The sequence below is a fragment of the Succinispira mobilis DSM 6222 genome (genome assembly GCF_000384135.1).
Lineage (GTDB): Bacteria > Bacillota > Negativicutes > Acidaminococcales > Succinispiraceae > Succinispira > Succinispira mobilis.
Genome location: NZ_KB913028.1, coordinates 1,756,924 through 1,775,278 on the forward strand (window position 1 = coordinate 1,756,924; position 18,355 = coordinate 1,775,278).

Below are 18,355 nucleotides of genomic sequence, written 5' to 3' on the forward strand. Positions count from 1 at the left end.
TGAACTTATATTTCACGGGTCAGCGTTTTTTTATTTTTTAATTAAGAGGCGCATCGAATTTAAAATTGCCAAAACTGAAACGCCAACATCAGCAAAGATTGCCAACCAAATACTAGCCAAACCAAAGAACCCTAGGAGCAGTACTGTAAATTTAACAGCTAAAACAAAAAATATATTACTTCTCACTACTTGCATAGTCTGCTTCGCCAATTCAATTGCCATTACTATCTTGTAAAGACTATCATCCATAATTACAACGTCAGCTGCTTGAATGGCAGCATCCGTCCCCATGGCTCCCATTGCAATACCAATGTCTGCTCTTGCCAAAACAGGAGCATCATTAACTCCATCCCCTACAAACATAACTTTGCCTGTTGTCTGACGTTTTAATAAAGTTTCTAGGTTTTCCAACTTATGTTGCGGCAGTAATTTACTGTAAATATTCGTAATACCAAGTCTTTCGCCCACAATTTTAGCAGCTTTTTCAGTGTCACCTGTAAAAATATTAATATCTATAGACATTTTTTTCAATAAATCCACTGTTTTTTGCGCATCATTTTTTATTTTATCTGTTATGTAAATGCGCCCAGCATAAACCCCACCAATTGCTACATATAATTCGGTGATATCATTATTATTCCTGGCATCAGTAAAGTCCGGAATAACTATTGACTGTTGTTCTAATAACAACTCATTTCCTAAAATGACTTTTTTATCATCTACTTCGGCTATAATTCCAAGCCCTGGCAAATCTTCTAAGTTTTTCACACGTTTATTATCTAATTTTTGCCCATATGCTTCTTGAATACTTTTAGCAATTGGATGATTGGAATACATTTCGGCATGTGCAACCAATTCCAGAAGTAATTGTTGAGAATAACCTACACTACTTACTGATACAACAGAAAACTTTCCTTCTGTCAAAGTTCCAGTTTTATCAAAAACTATATTTTTAACTTTAGCCAAGGCTTCAATATAATTACTTCCTTTTACTAAAATACCCAACTTAGATGCTGCTCCAATTCCACCAAAAAAACTTAATGGAATAGATAATACTAATGCACAGGGGCAAGAAATAACTAAAAAGGTTAGTGCTCTATACAACCAGTCTTGAAATAAAGCCTCTTTAAAAAGAAGTGGCGGTAAAACAGCTAAAAAGAAAGCAACACTTACGACTATTGGCGTGTAATATTTGGCAAACCTACTAATAAATTTTTCCGTTTCCGCCTTATTATTACTGGCATTTTCGACTAATTCTAGAATTCTAGCCACCGTAGAATCTTGATATTCTTTGCTTACTTCAACTTCTAAAACTCCTTGCATGTTAATACAGCCACTTAGAACTTCTGAACCTATCTCTACGGCTAAAGGTAAACTTTCTCCTGTCAAAGCCGCTGTGTTTAAATAAGATACCCCTCTTATAACTTTGCCGTCAATAGGGATTTTTTCGCCAGGTTTCACAGTAATAACTTCGCCTATGGACAATTCTTCTGGGGCAACTCTTTTTAGCCCATCCCTAGTATTAAGATTTGCATAATCTGCCTGTAAATCTAGTAATTCTGTTATTGCCTTTCTAGAATTATCTACAGCTCTTCCTTGAAAATATTCGCCAATTTGATAAAACAACATTACCCCAACTGCTTCAGCATACTCTCCTAAATAAACCGCGCCCATTGTTGCTAATGACATTAAAAAACTCTCATCAAATACTTTTCCGCGCACAACATTTTTAACTGCCGCCCAAACTATTTCCAACCCTACTATTAAAAATGCAGAAATTAATAAGTAATCCCTATATTCTTGCAATATCGGTAATATCATTGCGGCAATAAAAATTAAAGTAGCTAATAATATCTTTGTTAATTGTTTTTTTTGCATATATCTATCCTTTTATAAGTACTTTTGGTTCAATTTTTTTAGCTTGAACTTTTATATTTTCTAAGACGGTGGAAAAATTTTCCGAATCAGCTTCTAAAACAAGTTTTTGCATTAAAAAATTAATTTTAAGTTCTATAACCCCTTCAATTTTTTTCAAACTATTTTGTAGTTTTTCAGCACAATTAGCACAATCAATATTTTCAATACGATAACTTTTTTTCATTTTTGTTCACTCCTTATAATTTAATTAAACAATTGTTTAATCGTTTAATTAAATTATATAAAACTTTAACTACCCTGTCAACAAAAAATATGCGTAAACTTTAAAGCGCTCTGGCTGTAAAGTTATACGCATATTTTTATCTAATTTTAAAGTTCTATATTGCAGGCATTAGCCAATGTAGCTCGTGCTTCTTTTATAATAGTAGCAACTACGTCCTGGCAAGGTTTTATATCATTTAAGACATTCAAGCTTTGCCCTACTTGAACCAAGCCTTGTTCAACATCACCCTCAATAGCAGCTTTTTTATTAGTTCCCGTAGCCATAGTGTTCAACTCATCTTGCGGTGCTCCTGCTCTTTCGCGGGCTAAAAACATTTCTGTAAAACTGTTTTTTAATCCTCGCACACCGTGGCCTCTTGAATACCCAGTTACCGCTGAATCAGTGTCTGTAGCTGCGATTATTTTTTGTTTAGCATTTTCATGCATATTGCACTCAGTAGTTAAAATAAATCTTGATCCCATTTGTACACCAGCAGCACCCATTAATAACGCCGCAGCCATAGCTCTGCCATCTGAAATTCCCCCAGCAACAACAACTGGAATTTTAACCTGTGGAATCACGTTGCTCATCAAAGCCATTGTAGTTTGTGTACCAATGTGACCTCCAGCCTCCATCCCTTCAATAACAATAGCATCAGCACCACTATCTTGAACGCGCTTAGCTAATTTTACACTTGGTACTACCGGAATAACTTTTACTCCATTTGCATGGAATTTCTCAAAAAACGGCACTGGATTTCCTGCGCCTAATGTAACAAAAGCTATTTTTTCCTGACAAACAATTTCTACTATCTCATCTACGTTCGGAGCCATCAGCATAACATTAACCCCAAAAGGTTTCTCCGTCAAAGCTTTAGTTTTCGCAATTTCTGCTTTTAACCATTCACCAGTTCTACCACCTGCCCCAATAATACCAGCCGCACCAGCATTAGAAACTGCGGCTGCCAATAAAGCCTCTGATGCCCAGGCCATTCCGCCCTGAATAATCGGATATTCTATGCCCAAAAGTTCTGTTAAACGTGTTTTCATATATATCAACTCCTTTTCAATTCTACAAAGTATACATAATACACTTAGTCCAATCGATTTCATTATAATTAAATTATTTCTTTAAGTCAATATATTTACACTTACTATAATCTAACCGCCGTATTTTTTTGTTGTAATTTCGTATGTTTTTATGTTAAAATTCATACTAAGAGTATACATTATTAATTTTTCAAACTTTTTTTTTAAGAATATTGTATGTATCTGTTTATATTAAAGAAAGAAGGTATTAATTTTGAGAAGTGATGAAGTTAAATTAGGCCCCGGAAGAGCACCCCATCGTTCTTTATTCTACGCAATGGGCTATTCAAAGGATGATCTTAGTAAACCATTAATCGGTGTAGTAAATGCGCAAAATGAGATTATCCCTGGACATGTGCATTTAAATGATATTGCTCAAGCTGTAAAACACGGAATTTTAGCTAATGGTGGTACTCCTATTGAATTTCCGGCAATTGGAATCTGCGACGGGATTGCAATGGGCCATTCTGGTATGAAATATCCTCTAGCTAGCCGCGAACTAATTGCAGATAGTATCGAAGCGGTTACAAATGGTCATAAGTTTGACGCCTTAGTCCTTATCCCTAACTGCGATAAAATAGTTCCTGGTATGCTAATGGCCGCAGCACGTTTAAATATTCCCGCTATCGTAGTTAGCGGCGGGCCCATGTTAGCAGGTAAATTCCAAGGCAACGATGTTAGCTTAAGTACAGTATTTGAAGGCGCTGGTAAATTCGCCAACAATCAAATGTCTGCTAGTGAATTAGAAGAACTAGAACAATCAGCCTGTCCTGGTTGTGGTTCTTGTTCTGGCATGTTTACCGCCAATACAATGAATTGTTTAACTGAAGCACTAGGTATGGGTTTACCTGGTAATGGAACTATTCCTGCCGCATATCAAGGTGCGCGACTCAATCTTGCTAAACAAGCTGGTAAACAAATTATGTATTTGGTTAACAACAATATCTGTACTCGTGATATTCTTACTCAAGCCGCTTTTGAAAATGCAATAACTGTTGATATGGCTATTGGTGGTTCTTCCAATACCGTATTACACCTACCAGCTATTGCTCACGAAGCCGGTATTGAATTGCCCTTAGAACTTTTTAATAAGATAAGTGCTCGCACACCTTATCTTACAAAACTCAGTCCTGCGCCTAAAGCTTTCCACATTCAAGATTTAAATGAAGCCGGCGGAATTTATGCTGTAATGACAGAGTTAAATAAAAAACAGTTGCTAAATTTAACAGCTAAAACTGTAACAGGCTACACCATTGGTGAGTTGTTGCCTAATTACGAAATTCGCCGTCCCGATGTTATTAAAACTATCGATAAACCTCATAGTTTAACTGGCGGGATAGCTATTTTATCAGGCAATTTAGCCCCAGATTGCGCTGTAGTTAAAGAAAGTGCTGTAGCACCAGAAATGCTAATTCACAAAGGACCTGCTAAAGTATATGATTCGGAGGAAGAAGCAATAGAAGCCATTTTAGGTAATAAAATCGTAAAAGGTGATGTCGTAGTTATTCGCTACGAAGGTCCAAAAGGCGGACCAGGGATGCGCGAAATGTTAAATCCTACATCTGTTCTAGCTGGCATGGGTCTTGATAAAGACGTTGCCTTGATAACTGATGGACGTTTCTCAGGTGCAACTCGTGGTGCTTGCATCGGTCATGTATCACCCGAAGCACGAGAAGGTGGCCCAATCGGCTTAATCAAAAACGGAGACACTATTTCCATTAATATCCCTGAGCGTAAATTGGAAGTATTACTTTCAGAGGCAGAACTAAGTCTGCGTAAACAAAACTGGCTAAAACCACCAGCAAAAGTTAAAACTGGCTATTTGGCAAGATATGCTAGTTTGGTAACTTCAGCCAATACTGGCGCAGTAATGAAAACTCCCGACAACGATTAACTTTTCTGTAAATGACACTACTTGTTTGATTTATTTTATCGGTTAAACAGTAGTGTCATTTTAGTTTAAAACAAAAACTATACTTCAGTATAGTTTTTTTCTATTTAAAGATCGTGTACAATACAATTGTAGCAAGCTACAAAAAGGAGGTAATTAATGGAAGTGAATTTGTTGCTACTAAGTTGTTTGGCTAGTACTAAATTAGATTGAAACGTTACTGACGTCTGCAACTCGTGTGTTGCCTAGCTAGGTTGAAAGCTTAAGTTATTTAGTTAACTATCAGGTATTAGCAAACAAACAGATGGAAAACAACAAGTCATTGGTAATTGGTATTCGGGTTTTCTTTTAGTTAAGTAAAGTCGACAGTCGATTATCGAATCAATTGATTACAATTTTTAGTATCCTAAATCCTAGTAACTCGGGGGTGAACTTGAGTAGTTGAGAAATTACCAAGGTAGACTATAGTTAACTATATTAAAGTATTAAGAATCGATTCCTTTTCCAAAACAGAAGAGGCAAGAAAGTAAAACATTATACGCATCTTTTCCTTAGGGTTTGATATAAAGCGTATGTGTAAGTTTACTTATACTTGTTCTCTTCTGTTTTATTATTAGCAGGATTAAATACTTTCAGCTAGAATATTATAATAAGAGCATTGGGAAGAGGTGATAAAAATGTCTACCAAAAACTCCGTTTCTTGTGCCTTTAATTATAAACTTCTCAATATTTTAGAACATGATTATTCTTTAAACAGTCTACAGTATTTAGAAATAATTTTGCCCAAAAACAGCTGTAATTTTTTATATTATGACTGCCGTAGCGACAATTTGGATTCAATTTGGTATAAATTATTATTACAATTCAGACCTTTTGCCCCGCAAATTATAACCCGAATGCTTTCCCGCTACTTTCCCAGAGATATCTTAGAAATCACAAATACCATTAAATTTATTTTACAGCTAAATTGGCATAAAAGAACCTACATTATTCTTGACAACGCCCATTTACTCTTTCACAATAATTCAAATTTAATAGATTTTTTCTATTTTTTATTAAAAGAAAATTTGCCTAATTTACATATTTTACTAATTACTAATTCTAATCACCCTATCCTAGATTTGAACAAGGTAAAAACGCATCCCAAAACTTCCTTGCTTAAACTTTTTTCTAGCCAATTTTCATTAAAAATCCCTTCTACTTCTTTACTAAATAATCTAACTAAGCCAGAATATAATTTTTGCCTAGAAGTGTGCTCCTTAGATTCTTTTAGCTTCAAAGATGCATTATTTATAAGTTCTCTAGGCTCTCCAGACAAGTATATTAAACGATTATTACTGTTAAATATTCTACTATATAATTCTTGCAATAATACCTATACTTTTTCTAACAACATTTTAGATGAACTTCGTCAAAGATTTTCCCAGCTAGATTCTAAAACCCAAAAAAGTATTTATTTAAAGTTAGGTAAATGCAGTATCCAAAATGGAGATTATCACCTAGCAGCTAATTTTTATTATATTATTAAAGCAAAAGAAGAGCTGTTTACTTGTCTACACTTAGCTAGTCCAAAAGATTTTTTCAAGTTTAACCGCCAAAACTTAATTATGTATTTTTCTTTTTTAACTTATTTTGCTTCGATAAAAGCACTGGCTCTTAACCTTGTTTATGCTCGTTATCTCCTCCAACAGCTCCAAATACAAGATTTCAAGGAACTAATTAAAAATATTGAACCACAAATAAAAAAACTTAAAAGGTTAAAAATTCGACGAAAACTTCTGAGCAAGTTGTTAAACCTAAAAATCATCGCAGATTTTCCCAATATAACCAACCAAAAAAAATCCTTATTTAAACTGCAATATCTACAACAGTATCAATTAGAAAAATGGGAAAATTGGTATTGGAGCATCCCAGAGATGATAAGTTCTCTACTCAATCCACTCCACCTGTCTTTTGCCTTTCATCTCGATAATTTGAAAAACTGCTTTAATTATTATAATAACTTTAACAGTAATTATTTTATTGGTATCGATTTACTTTTAGTAGCTGAGCAAAATTACTATCAGAATAACCTTTCTATGTCCCTTAGCAACTCTTATAAAGCCTTGACCCTGGCTGACTCAAATTCTAATATTAGTTTAAAACTAATGATTTATTTTTTAATTAGTAAAATTACTATTGCTCAAGGTGATAACCAGCATTTTTCGCTAATTCAAGAAAAAATTTTAGCTTTAAGAAGCCTTCAGGTCAATTCAGCCCTAGAACACATTTTCGCCTTTATCGACCTTGGTTTAAACAATTTATTGAAAGGTAAAAACTCATTCATTGAAAACTGGCTAGAAGCCCCTCAGCTTTTAAATAGCAATATTTATCCAGTTTGTAAATCCTACTTTTTAACTCAATATTTATTTTATCTTTTGCGAAAATCCGACTTTAAAACATTAATTAATACTTATCAAGAAAGTGAAAACTCTCTAACTAACAACACTTCTCCAATTCTAAATATCTATAATTATTTATTTTTGGCAATTGCCTATAACCAACTTGCGGAATTCTCTAGATCTAATAATTTTTTCAGAAAATCATTGGACCTAGCTGTAAAAGCAGAAATAATCATGCCTTTCATCGAAAATTTTTCTTACTTAGAACATTTTTTGCAAAAAGTTAAGGCCGAAAAAATTTCAGATTTCGCTTATCAAAATTTTTTAGAAAAAGTAACACCAAGCTACAAGTCCAATGCCAATAAAATTTTTCTTTCTCAACCACCTCCTGATTTAACTATTCTTACCAGTCGTGAAAAAGAAATAGCTTTACTTACGGCCTCTGGTTTATCAAATAGCGATATCGCTAACCAACTTTTTATTGCTGAAATTACCGTCAAAAAGGCTTTGCAAAATATTTTTCGCAAACTACAGGTGCAAAATCGTCTAAGTTTGGCATTATTGTTGAAAAAAACAAACCCTAACAGCTAATTAGTTGTTAGGGTTTGTTTTTTTATCCTAATACCACTTTTGTAAAATCAACAATTTTTAAAACTAATTCACGAATATTTACTAATAAAGCTAGCCGATTATTTTTTATCTCTTCATCTTTATCCATTACCATTACTTTTTCAAAGAAATAATTTATCGGTTCTACCAATTTGTTTATTACTTGTAGTGCAACTAAATATTCACCTTCAGTTATAGCCGCTTCAATAGCTGTTTTCTGTTGGTTAAATTGTTTGCACAATTCTATTTCCGCCGCCTCCAATAATTTTTCTTCTCGCACAACACCAGCCTGTGCTACATTTTTGGTCAAATTTGCTACTCGCACAAAAGCTTGCACTGTACTAACAAATTCTTGACTAACCGCAAACTCCTTAATCGCTTTAGCGCGTTTAAGGGTATCTTGCATATCCATTAATTGCATTGCTAAAATTGCATCTACTAAGTCATAACGTAGACCTTGTTCGATTAATAAGTTTTTCACACGCAAAGTGAAAAATTCTTGTAACTTGGCAGTTAAATCTTGTTGCTCTTGCCCGCTAATATTTAAAGTTTCACAAGCTGCCATAATTATTTTATCTAAAGGTAATTTATAAGTGCTATTTGCTAATACATTAACGATCCCTAATGCTTGTCGACGCAAAGCATAAGGATCTTGCGAGCCAGTAGGAATTAAGCCGCGGCTAAAAGTTGCCACGATATTGTCAATTTTATCTGCTAAACCAACAAAAATCCCAGTTGCTGTACTTGGCAAAATATCACCGGCAAATCTAGGTAAATAATGTTCAAAAATCCCCTCATAAACCAATGGAGCTTCACCCTCTAGCTTAGCATATTCACGCCCCATTATACCTTGCAACTCTGTAAACTCACATACCATTCCGGTCACTAAATCAGCCTTCGCTAAATGTGCCGTATGTTTTACAATTGCTAAATCTTGATAATCAACCATTTGAGCAAAACGCACCGCTAATTTTTCAATTCTTTCAACCTTATCATACATACTACCTAACCCATCTTGGAACACAACATTTTTTAATTTTTGCAAACGTATTTCTAACTTTTGCTTGCGATCTTCGTTAAAAAAGAAACTTGCATCACTAAGTCTAGCTCTCAAAACTCGTGCGTTTCCGTGTGCTATTACTGCTAAGTTATAATCATTACCATTTCTCACTGTGATAAACATTGGCATTAACTCGCCAGTTTTTTCACTAAATAAGGGGAAATAGCGTTGATGTTCTTTCATCGGTGTAATAATTGCCTCTTTTGGCAACACTAAAAATTCCGGATCAAAGTGCCCACATAAAGCTGTAGGATATTCCACTAAATATACCACTTCTTCTAGAAGCTCTTCGTCAATTTTAGCTGTAGCTTGATTTTGTTGGGCAATTGTTTTTATTTGCTCGACAATCATTGCTTCTCGTTCATTAGGGTCAACAATAACATGCTCTGCCCGCAAAGTCTCTACATAGTCCTGTGCATGTTTTAAAGTTATTTTTCCTGCGCTTAAAAATCGATGCCCGTAGGTAAAGTTTCCTGAAGAAACTTCAGCTATAGTCAAGGGAATAACTTGCTCATTTAGTAAAGCTACCAACCAATGAATAGGACGCACAAAACGAATATCATAATTTGCCCAGCGCATATTTTTGGGGAAATTTAATTCCTGAATAATTTCTAATAATAATTCAGGTAATAAATCTTGAACATTTTGTCCAAGTAATTTTTTCACAGCATAGATATAACCATCTTTTTCTACTAAATCGGCCAAATCTACACCTTGAGAACGAGCAAACCCTTGTGCCGCCTTACTATACTCTCCTTCTGGCGTTTTAGCTATTTTTAAAGCTGGACCTTTAGCTTCTAACATATTATCTGGTTGTTGTTTAGCTAAGCCTGTTAATAAAAAAGCCAATCGTCTTGGTGTAGAATAAACTTTAACTGTATCATAGGGAATTTTTTTATCTGCAAATTTTTTTGCCACTAATTCAGCTAATTGTATATTTATTTTCGGTAAAAAACGTGCTGGAATTTCTTCTGTACCTATTTCTAATAATAATGTATCCATTCTTATTTTCCCCCTTTCAATAATGGATAACCTAGTTTTTCTCGTTGTTCTAGGTAAGCACTTGCACAAAGTCTAGCCATAGTGCGAACTCGGCCTATAAAGCCTGTTCGTTCACTAACACTAATTGCCCCACGAGCATCTAAAAGGTTAAAAGTATGCGAACATTTTAATACATAATCATAAGCTGGAATTACATATCCGGCTTCAATAATCCGTTTTGCTTCGGCTTCATATTTATCAAACAGTTCAAATAACAAACTAATATCCGCCAATTCAAAATTGTATACGGATTGCTCTACTTCATTACGATGAAATACATCACCGTAAGTTACGTCGCCAACCCATTGTATGTCAAAAACATTTTCTTTACCTTGAATATACATCGCCAAACGTTCTAAGCCATAAGTTATTTCAACTGCCACTGGTTTAACATCAATACTACCAACTTGTTGAAAATAAGTGAATTGGGTAATTTCCATTCCATCTAACCAAACTTCCCAGCCAAGCCCCCAAGCACCAAGGGTTGGTGACTCCCAATTGTCTTCAACAAAACGAATATCATGTTCTTGGTGTTTAATACCTAACAACTCTAAACTTTGTAAATATAGTTCTTGAATATTGCTAGGTGAAGGTTTCATGATTACTTGAAATTGATGATGTTGAAACAACCGATTGGGGTTATCTCCATATCTGCCATCAGCAGGTCGTCTAGATGGCTCTACATAAGCAACATTCCATGGTTCTGGACCTAAAGACCTTAGGAAGGTACTTGGATTCATAGTTCCAGCACCCTTTTCCACATCATAAGCTTGAGCTAAAATACAGTTTTGTTTTGCCCAAAAGTTTTGTAAAGTTAAAATAATCGTTTGAAAATCCATTTTACCCTCCTAAATATTTAATGCAATTTTGATAAAAATTGCAAACTTTTTAATGGTTTATCCAAGTGTAAGTAAAATAATTGTTGTATCACATACTCTAGCTGTAATAATTGTTTTCCTTTTATGCTAAATTCTATTTTAGTAGATAAATCTAACTTTGTAAATTTTTCCATAAGCACTTGTGTTTCATAATCAAAAGGTAATTCTTCTGTAACTTTGCAAGCTTCACAAACTGCTCCACCTTTTAGTGCACTAAAATAAGCATCTTCTGTTAATGTCTTATTACAAGCTATACAGTTGTTATAAAGTGGCGCAAGGCCTACATAGCCCAATAACTTAATACTGAAAATTATAGTTACTAATCTTTTGTTACGAACTGTAAGCAACTGTAGGCATTGTGTAAGCAAGTCATAAATTGGTTCATCAGCTTGACCTTCTACGGTAAATTCCTCAACTAATTCTGTCAAAATTGAAGCGTAGGTGAGAAATTCAAAATCTGCATCTGGCAAACGTGGTCCAATCAATTCTCCTTGCTTAAATGTATATATTTTTTTATTAGGAAATAACAGCATCTCAAGATTATTAAAAGGTTGTAGCAAGGCATTGTACATATTCTTAGCTCTGGCAACGCCATAAGCCATTACTAAAAGCTTTCCGTGTTCACGTGAATAACAAACAAGCAACTTATCAGTTGCTTGTGTTTGTTTTACTTTTAATATTATCAGTTGTGTATTAAATGGTTGTAAACTCATTTAATTTGCCTCACTAGTACTCATTTCTAAAGCCAAATTCACGCAACGCGTTATCTTTATTGCGCCAATCTTTTTTTACTTTAACCCACAGATCTAAAAATATCTTGTTACCTAACAATGCTTGAATATCGAGACGAGCTTGTTGCCCAATTGTTTTTAGCAATGCACCTTTTTGTCCAATAACAATCGCTTTTTGACTATCACGTTCTACATATATTGTTGCTCTTATATATACATCATCATTAGGACGAGTTTTCATTTCCTCAACTTCTACCGCTATAGCATGTGGTACTTCATCGCGAGTTAATCTCAATACTTTTTCTCGAACTAATTCAGCAACAATCACTCGCTCTGGCTGATCGGTCAGCGTATCTTCGGGAAAATATGCTGGCCCTTCAGGTAAGTGTTTTTCTATTTCTCTTACTAAATAGCTAAAATCTGTGTCTGTTAAGGCGGAAGCGGGTACAAGTTCAGCAAATTTATACTTTTGTTTGTAACTATTAATCAATGGCAATAGTTCACTTTTATCTTTTAATTTATCTACTTTGTTTAGCACTAACAACACTGGGGTTGTTACTTTCTCTAGCATTTCGATTATATACTGCTCACCTTTACCAAATTTTTCCGTTACATCTACCACAAACAGTACTGCATCTACTTCTTTTAAAGTATCTGTAGCACTTTTTAACATAAATTCACCCAATTTATGTTGCGGTTTATGGATTCCAGGCGTGTCTAAAAACATAATTTGAGAATGTTCATTAGTCAACACACACATAATTTTATTACGCGTTGTTTGTGGTTTATCCGACATAATAGCAATTTTTTCACCAATTAGACTATTAACTAAAGTGGATTTACCTACATTAGGTCTACCCACTATGGCCACAAACCCCGATACAAATTTTTCCATATTTAACCCCTTTTAATAAAAATATTAACAATACATTATTTTACCATATAAAAGCTTTTTTTGATATTTTTTTTTCTAATTCTGCCCGAAATTTGCTAATTATATTTACTTATGATAAAATTTGTTACAAAATATCATAAGGAGCGTGAGTTAATCTTGCTAAAAAACAAAATTTTTATTGCTATTACACTTTCTTGGTTGCTTAGTATTTTTGTTTTTAATAATTATGCGGATGCTAAAGTAATTGTTGAAAGCAAAGATATTATTAAAGACAAACCCAAAATCGAGCTTTACATCCCTCAACTTAGAGACTTAGTAGATGGTAATATACAACGTCAGATAAATCAACAATTGACAGCAACCACCGAAAGTGCCTTGGATGATTTTAATCAATTGACTAATAATATGCTTTTAAGCATAAAAAAAGGTAGCCTTCCAGCTGAATATGCTAATAGACTAACTTTAGTTTCTGATTATGAAGTTAAATTATTAAATAAAAATATCGTAAGTATCCTGCAATATGGTTACCAAGATACTGGTGGTGCTCATCCTATGCCTTTTGCTTATGCGCAAACTTTTAATATTAAAACCGGAAAAAATTATGCCTTAAAAGATCTTTTCCAACCAATGTCAAGCTTCGCTTATTATTTAACCGAAAAAATAAAATTAGAAATAAAGTTACGCAATAAGCAAGATAATTATATATTTACGGGGTTACAGGAGCAGCAGAAATTTTTCCTAACTCGTGAGGGCTTGTTTATTTATTATCAGCCTTATGAAATTGCGCCTTACTCTGAAGGCTTTATTTATTTTTTCTTCCCTTACAGCGACTTACCTGATATAAAGCTAGATGAAATTTTATATTAATTATAAATAAGTTTTATCAAAGATATTGCCGTCACAATTTGTACACAAGCTATTGCAACACCATACATAGAAACTTTTAGCCCATGATGCATTAATTCTCCAATATTAATCCGCATCCCAATTCCAGCTAACGCAATTATTTCAAAAACGCCACTAGTTTGTTTAAATAGCTGTGACAAATTATCGGGAATAATTTGCAAACTAAATAATACACACATTAAGAAAAAACCAACAACATACCAAGGAATTTGTCGCCAACCAACACGAACGTCTGCAGCTACAGCTTCTTTAGTAGCTGCATTTTTCATACTCCCTAAACAAAAAACTACGGCGACCAAAAAAATTATTCGTACAATCTTAAAAATCGTGGATAAATCTTTTACTGACTCATTAACCATACTACCACTTGCCACAACCTGCCCAATAGATTGTAGTATCCCCCCAATAAAAGCCGACGTTCTTAATGCATCAAAATCAAATAAACTTCCGGCTATAATTGGCAAATTAATCATTAATATACTGCCAATTAAATTAACAATAGTAATGCTAATCAATTTATCTGTTTCTGTCGCTTTGAGGACTGGTGCTGTAGAAGCAATTGCCGATGAACCACAAACTGCATTTCCACTTGCCATTAAATAGCTAAAATCACGTCCAAAACCAAGTTTTTGCCCAAAATAAATGCAAAATGCGATTGTTAAAATCATTTGCGTAACAATAAATAGCATCCCTTGCCAGCCAACCTGTAATACACTTTGAAAGCTTAAAGTTCCCCCAAGTAATACTATCGAATAAGTTAACAAATTACTTTCCGAAAATTTGCTGCCTGTCGCAAACAAATTATTTTTAGCTATTGTATTACCCACTAAAATGCCTAATAAAATTGCAAAAGTAGCTGCGCCAATATTAGAAAAATATTGTCCTAAAATAGTTCCTAAAAAAGCAATTGCCGCACACACCATAACGCCTGGAACTAAAGTCTTAATTTTAGTCAAATTATATCACTCACCTTGTCTTTATGATAGTTTGTAGTATAATACATGTTTAATGATAAGTAAAATATCTTTATATCATAATAACCATTATAATTTCTTATGATTAAGGAAAGGTGCTAATATGTTGGATGAATTAAAAACCTTTATCGCAGTTGTTAATCTTAAAAATTTCACTAAAGCCGCTGAACAACTTTCGCTTTCACAACCTAGTGTAAGCCAGCACATCAAAAATCTTGAAAAAACTTTTAATGCCATTTTAATAAAACGGAGTATTAAACAAAAAAGCATTGAAATAACCCCAGCAGGTAAAATTCTTTACGATCGAGCGCAACAAATTTGTAAACTATATGACTATACCCTAAACGAAATAAATGAATTACAAGAAACCATTTGTGGTCAGTTACATATTGGCGCAAGTTTTACTATTGGGGAATATTTCCTGCCTGAACTTTTGGGTAAATTTAGTAAACTCTACCCAAAACTGAATTTGCAAATCACAATTGAAAACACGGCTAAAATTTGTCAAAAATTAGCAGCTTTGGAAATAGATATTGCGTTAATTGAAGGAACAGCTCCAGCAGATAGGTTCGCCAAAACTACTTTCTATAAAGATCAGTTAGTTTTAATTACAGCCTTAGACAATCCTTTAGGCGAAACTTTTTTTTCAGCCAGCAACTGGCAAAAGCAAATATGGATAACTCGGGAAATTGGCTCTGGAAGTCGTCAGCAACTAGATAATTTTCTTAAAGAAACTAAACTTATTCCCGAAAATCTAATTGTTTTTGGCAGTAACTTCGCCGTAAAAGAAGCTGTAAAAAATAATCTTGGCGTAAGTTTTATTTCTAGCCATATTGCAAATTTGGCCCAGCTACAACAAGAAGTAAAAATTGTAACCCCTCACCAAAACTATTACCGCGAATTTAATTATTTATTACCACAAAATATTCCCTCTACAGCCACAATTAAAGCTTTTATTAATAATCTACATGAAAGCTTTTCAGATTATACTGTAAATAAATTTTAAGGAGTGTGTTTTATGCAAAAATTTATAACTGGTTTTCTTTTTGCCTGCATTTTATTTGTTTCTACGCCCATAACTCAAGCAATAGATTTGGGTGGAATTTTAAAAGTCGGCGGCATTGGCTTCTTAGTTGACAAATTTGCTCAGCCACTAAACAATTTTATTAACACACTTACTGCAAAACACGCAGTTAGCAGTGACTATGCCACAAAAGTTGTTCCAATTATTGTGGTCGGCACTGGCACTTATGCTGGTGCAGCTCAAGTTACCGGTCCTTTAGAACTGGTTGAACAAACAAAAGCAGTTTTGCAAATCGAAGGAAACTTTAGTGGTGATACTTTCAGAGTTAAGGCACTAATTCCAATCAATAGTAAAAATGTCACAAATTTTTCGCGTGTGCAGGGTGTTGGCGTTTCCGCACAAATTGATGTTAAAATATAGTCATTATATAAAATCGCAAAAAGCAGATATAACCTATCAACCTAGGTTATATCTGCTAATCTTTTATTTAAGCATTTCTATAGTTTTAAAGCTCTTTTTAGTTATCACGTTTTTGATAATATAAGAACAAGCACAATAAAGCGAAAACTATGCCGGAAGGATATGATATTGCCGTGGATAATTTCAATCCCTCTGGAGCTTGTAATATATAAGTAAAGGTTACTGCTGACATTAAAGTAGCGGGAATTAAAGCAATTAAAAAATTTTTCTTTGCTGGTGCTTGTTTATATAAATACACAGCCGCAGCCCATAAAGCAATCATCGCCAAGGTTTGATTAGACCAAGCAAAATAACGCCAAATTATATCAAATTTCATTTGTGATAAAATTGCTCCAATACCTAATAATGGTACTGTCAATAATAAACGTTTATTAATTGGCTTTTGATCGATATTAAACCAATCAGCTAGCGTTAAGCGCGCACTCCGAAAAGCTGTATCCCCTGAAGTTATCGGACACGCAATTACCCCTATCATGGCTAGCACTCCACCAACTTGTCCAAGTAAACTAGTGGAAATATCATAAACAACCCCACCTGGACCACCCATAGTTGCCATTGCTGTTGCCAAACCACCTGTTGATTTATAGAAAGCAACCCCAGCAGCAGCCCATATCAAAGCAATTATACCTTCAGCAACCATTGCACCATAAAAAACTCTTCTACCATCACGCTCTGTTTGAATACAACGCGCCATCATTGGCGATTGTGTCGCATGGAACCCAGATATAGCGCCACAAGCAACCGTTATAAACATTAATGGCCAAATCGGTAGTTTTTTAGGATGCAAATTTTCTAAAGTTAACTCCGGAATTGGATAACCTTGGAAAATTATACCCCCAGCAATTCCTACTGCCATTATAATTAAAGTCAAACCAAAAACTGGGTAAATTTTACCAATCAACTTGTCAATTGGCACTAAAGTTGCCAAAAAATAATAAGTCAATACAATAATAAGCCAAAACTTGGCATCCATCCAAGCTGGAGTGAGTTTTGCTAACAGCATCGCTGGGCCAGTCATAAAAACTGTACCAACTAACACTAATAAAACCACAGAGAATATTCTCATTACCGTCTTCATACTGCTACCCAAGTATTTACCAACAACTTCTGAAATACTACTTCCACCATTTTTCAAAGAAATCATTCCTGAAAGATAGTCATGAACTGCCCCTGCGAAAATTGTCCCAAAAACAATCCAAAGGAATACCACCGGTCCCCAGAGTGCACCGGCAATTGCGCCGAAAATAGGCCCTAAACCGGCAATATTTAGTAACTGAATTAAAAATACTTTTGCCGTAGGCAATGGAACAAAGTCTACTCCATCATTTTTAGCCAATGCTGGAGTTACTTCATCACTAGGAGCAAACATCTCATCAACAAATTTACCATAAACAATGTAGCCCGTAACAAGTAAAATCAGTGCAAGAAAAAAAGTAATCATAACTAGACCTCCTTATTTTTATGCTCAAACAAAAGACAAAGCCTTAAATGACCTTAAGACAAGCAATATTTTGCATTAACTGCTTAAATTTGTGTCCTAACTTATCTAAGGCTTTGAATTTTATCTGTGTACGCTAGCGAGGTTTTAAGTACTCTGTCTAAACAATTCCAGTAATAAATTCAAAGTATTTTTCAATTGTCAAAAATATACAGAACTTTTTCTATTTATCTATAAAATACTACTTTCTTGTCTATTTGTCAAGAATTCCAGTTATGTTTTACAAATACAAAAAAGACTATTCTGTTGAATAGTCTTTAAATTCAATATGGTGGGCGATGACGGGATCGAACCGCCGACATCCTGCTTGTAAGGCAGGCGCTCTCCCAGCTGAGCTAATCGCCCGAAAATGGTGACCCGTAAGGGAATCGAACCCTTGATACCGCCGTGAAAGGGCGGTGTCTTAACCGCTTGACCAACGGGCCATATTGGCTCCTTGAGTAGGACTCGAACCTACGACCGATCGGTTAACAGCCGATTGCTCTACCAACTGAGCTATCAAGGAATATTTTAGTTTGGTGACCCCGGCAGGATTCGAACCTGCGGCCTTTTGATTCGTAGTCAAACGCTCTATCCAGCTGAGCTACGGAGTCGTTGTCGTCGTTAATCGACATTGATAATTATATTACGTTTCAATAGCTTTGTCAACACTTTTTTTATTTTTATTTTCTACAAGTTTTTTGTGATAATAATCACATTTTTTATGTGAGTTTTTTAATATAATCTAGACATAAAATAAAAAGATGAGGTGAATTTTCT

Annotated in this window: 14 protein-coding genes and 4 tRNA genes; 5 read left to right on the forward strand and 13 right to left on the reverse strand. The window is 34.4% G+C overall.

Going from position 1 to position 18,355, the window contains the following annotated elements; genetic code table 11:
* Positions 1-30 precede the first annotated feature (30 nt).
* From SUCMO_RS0108320 to SUCMO_RS0108330, 3 genes are all read right to left on the reverse strand, one after another.
* Complete coding sequence (locus tag SUCMO_RS0108320; protein WP_019880220.1) at positions 31-1,878, reverse strand: heavy metal translocating P-type ATPase; 1,848 nt, start codon at positions 1,876-1,878, stop codon at positions 31-33.
* A 4-nt stretch (positions 1,879-1,882) separates the two neighbouring features.
* Entirely contained in the window at positions 1,883-2,101 is a 219-nt protein-coding gene (locus tag SUCMO_RS0108325; protein WP_019880221.1) for a cation transporter, read from the reverse strand.
* Between the two features lie 146 nt (positions 2,102-2,247).
* Positions 2,248-3,189, reverse strand: coding sequence for a nitronate monooxygenase (locus SUCMO_RS0108330; protein ID WP_019880222.1), 942 nt, complete (start codon positions 3,187-3,189; stop codon positions 2,248-2,250).
* Positions 3,190-3,442: 253 nt separating this feature from the next.
* Between SUCMO_RS0108330 and ilvD the strand changes: the two genes are divergently transcribed.
* Both ilvD and SUCMO_RS0108340 read left to right on the forward strand, forming a co-directional pair.
* The gene (gene ilvD, locus SUCMO_RS0108335; RefSeq protein WP_019880223.1) at positions 3,443-5,122 is read left to right on the forward strand and encodes a dihydroxy-acid dehydratase; all 1,680 of its coding nucleotides are present in this window, start codon (positions 3,443-3,445) and stop codon (positions 5,120-5,122) included.
* Positions 5,123-5,796: 674 nt separating this feature from the next.
* Positions 5,797-8,091: a response regulator transcription factor gene (locus tag SUCMO_RS0108340; protein WP_019880225.1), complete on the forward strand. Its 2,295-nt coding sequence runs from the start codon at positions 5,797-5,799 to the stop codon at positions 8,089-8,091.
* Positions 8,092-8,113: 22 nt separating this feature from the next.
* Here SUCMO_RS0108340 and glyS read toward each other — a convergent pair whose 3' ends face one another.
* Genes glyS through era form a run of 4 tightly spaced genes read right to left on the reverse strand, consistent with a single transcriptional unit; the run spans position 8,114 to position 12,714 of the window.
* Positions 8,114-10,171, reverse strand: a complete 2,058-nt coding sequence (glyS, locus tag SUCMO_RS0108345; RefSeq protein WP_019880226.1) for a glycine--tRNA ligase subunit beta — start codon at positions 10,169-10,171, stop codon at positions 8,114-8,116.
* Between the two features lie 2 nt (positions 10,172-10,173).
* A complete protein-coding gene (glyQ, locus tag SUCMO_RS0108350; RefSeq protein WP_019880227.1) occupies positions 10,174-11,049 on the reverse strand; it encodes a glycine--tRNA ligase subunit alpha in 876 nt (291 codons plus the stop codon).
* Between the two features lie 17 nt (positions 11,050-11,066).
* Positions 11,067-11,801: a DNA repair protein RecO gene (gene recO / locus SUCMO_RS0108355; RefSeq protein WP_019880228.1), complete on the reverse strand. Its 735-nt coding sequence runs from the start codon at positions 11,799-11,801 to the stop codon at positions 11,067-11,069.
* 13 nt (positions 11,802-11,814) lie between these two features.
* Positions 11,815-12,714, reverse strand: a complete 900-nt coding sequence (era, locus tag SUCMO_RS0108360; RefSeq protein ID WP_019880229.1) for a GTPase Era — start codon at positions 12,712-12,714, stop codon at positions 11,815-11,817.
* 111 nt (positions 12,715-12,825) lie between these two features.
* Here era and SUCMO_RS0108365 point away from each other — a divergent pair, with 111 nt between their 5' ends.
* Positions 12,826-13,581, forward strand: coding sequence for a DUF3298 and DUF4163 domain-containing protein (locus SUCMO_RS0108365; protein WP_083938738.1), 756 nt, complete (start codon positions 12,826-12,828; stop codon positions 13,579-13,581).
* Here the strand turns inward: SUCMO_RS0108365 and SUCMO_RS0108370 are convergent.
* Positions 13,578-14,576, reverse strand: coding sequence for a YeiH family protein (locus SUCMO_RS0108370; RefSeq protein WP_019880231.1), 999 nt, complete (start codon positions 14,574-14,576; stop codon positions 13,578-13,580). The two genes, SUCMO_RS0108365 and SUCMO_RS0108370, sit on opposite strands and share 4 nt — an antisense overlap.
* A gap of 121 nt (positions 14,577-14,697) precedes the next feature.
* Here SUCMO_RS0108370 and SUCMO_RS0108375 point away from each other — a divergent pair, with 121 nt between their 5' ends.
* Together SUCMO_RS0108375 and SUCMO_RS0108380 are read left to right on the forward strand one after the other, a co-directional pair.
* Positions 14,698-15,600, forward strand: coding sequence for a LysR family transcriptional regulator (locus tag SUCMO_RS0108375; RefSeq protein WP_019880232.1), 903 nt, complete (start codon positions 14,698-14,700; stop codon positions 15,598-15,600).
* A gap of 12 nt (positions 15,601-15,612) precedes the next feature.
* On the forward strand, positions 15,613-16,038 hold the full coding sequence (locus SUCMO_RS0108380; RefSeq protein WP_019880233.1) for a hypothetical protein: 426 nt from the start codon (positions 15,613-15,615) through the stop codon (positions 16,036-16,038).
* Between the two features lie 97 nt (positions 16,039-16,135).
* On the opposite strand, the gene SUCMO_RS0108385 is transcribed toward SUCMO_RS0108380, so the two are convergent.
* The 5 genes from SUCMO_RS0108385 to SUCMO_RS0108405 form a co-directional block, all read right to left on the reverse strand.
* Positions 16,136-17,539: a carbon starvation CstA family protein gene (locus tag SUCMO_RS0108385; protein WP_019880234.1), complete on the reverse strand. Its 1,404-nt coding sequence runs from the start codon at positions 17,537-17,539 to the stop codon at positions 16,136-16,138.
* A 326-nt stretch (positions 17,540-17,865) separates the two neighbouring features.
* Positions 17,866-17,941: transfer RNA gene (locus tag SUCMO_RS0108390), tRNA-Val, on the reverse strand.
* Positions 17,942-17,946: 5 nt separating this feature from the next.
* Positions 17,947-18,021 (reverse strand) — tRNA-Glu (locus SUCMO_RS0108395).
* A 4-nt stretch (positions 18,022-18,025) separates the two neighbouring features.
* A tRNA-Asn gene (locus SUCMO_RS0108400) sits at positions 18,026-18,101 on the reverse strand.
* Between the two features lie 11 nt (positions 18,102-18,112).
* Positions 18,113-18,189: transfer RNA gene (locus SUCMO_RS0108405), tRNA-Arg, on the reverse strand.
* Between the last annotated feature and the right edge of the window lie 166 nt (positions 18,190-18,355).

What these genes read in the sequence shown, in the direction of transcription:
- SUCMO_RS0108320 (WP_019880220.1), bottom strand. Translation starts at nt 1,878, where the DNA reads ATGCAAAAAAAACAATTAACAAAGATATTATTAGCTACTTTAATTTTT.
- SUCMO_RS0108325 (WP_019880221.1), bottom strand. Translation starts at nt 2,101, where the DNA reads ATGAAAAAAAGTTATCGTATTGAAAATATTGATTGTGCTAATTGTGCT.
- SUCMO_RS0108330 (WP_019880222.1), bottom strand. Translation starts at nt 3,189, where the DNA reads ATGAAAACACGTTTAACAGAACTTTTGGGCATAGAATATCCGATTATT.
- SUCMO_RS0108340 (WP_019880225.1), top strand. Translation starts at nt 5,797, where the DNA reads ATGTCTACCAAAAACTCCGTTTCTTGTGCCTTTAATTATAAACTTCTC.
- glyS (WP_019880226.1), bottom strand. Translation starts at nt 10,171, where the DNA reads ATGGATACATTATTATTAGAAATAGGTACAGAAGAAATTCCAGCACGT.
- glyQ (WP_019880227.1), bottom strand. Translation starts at nt 11,049, where the DNA reads ATGGATTTTCAAACGATTATTTTAACTTTACAAAACTTTTGGGCAAAA.
- recO (WP_019880228.1), bottom strand. Translation starts at nt 11,801, where the DNA reads ATGAGTTTACAACCATTTAATACACAACTGATAATATTAAAAGTAAAA.
- era (WP_019880229.1), bottom strand. Translation starts at nt 12,714, where the DNA reads ATGGAAAAATTTGTATCGGGGTTTGTGGCCATAGTGGGTAGACCTAAT.
- SUCMO_RS0108365 (WP_083938738.1), top strand. Translation starts at nt 12,826, where the DNA reads ATGATAAAATTTGTTACAAAATATCATAAGGAGCGTGAGTTAATCTTG.
- SUCMO_RS0108375 (WP_019880232.1), top strand. Translation starts at nt 14,698, where the DNA reads ATGTTGGATGAATTAAAAACCTTTATCGCAGTTGTTAATCTTAAAAAT.
- SUCMO_RS0108380 (WP_019880233.1), top strand. Translation starts at nt 15,613, where the DNA reads ATGCAAAAATTTATAACTGGTTTTCTTTTTGCCTGCATTTTATTTGTT.
- SUCMO_RS0108385 (WP_019880234.1), bottom strand. Translation starts at nt 17,539, where the DNA reads ATGATTACTTTTTTTCTTGCACTGATTTTACTTGTTACGGGCTACATT.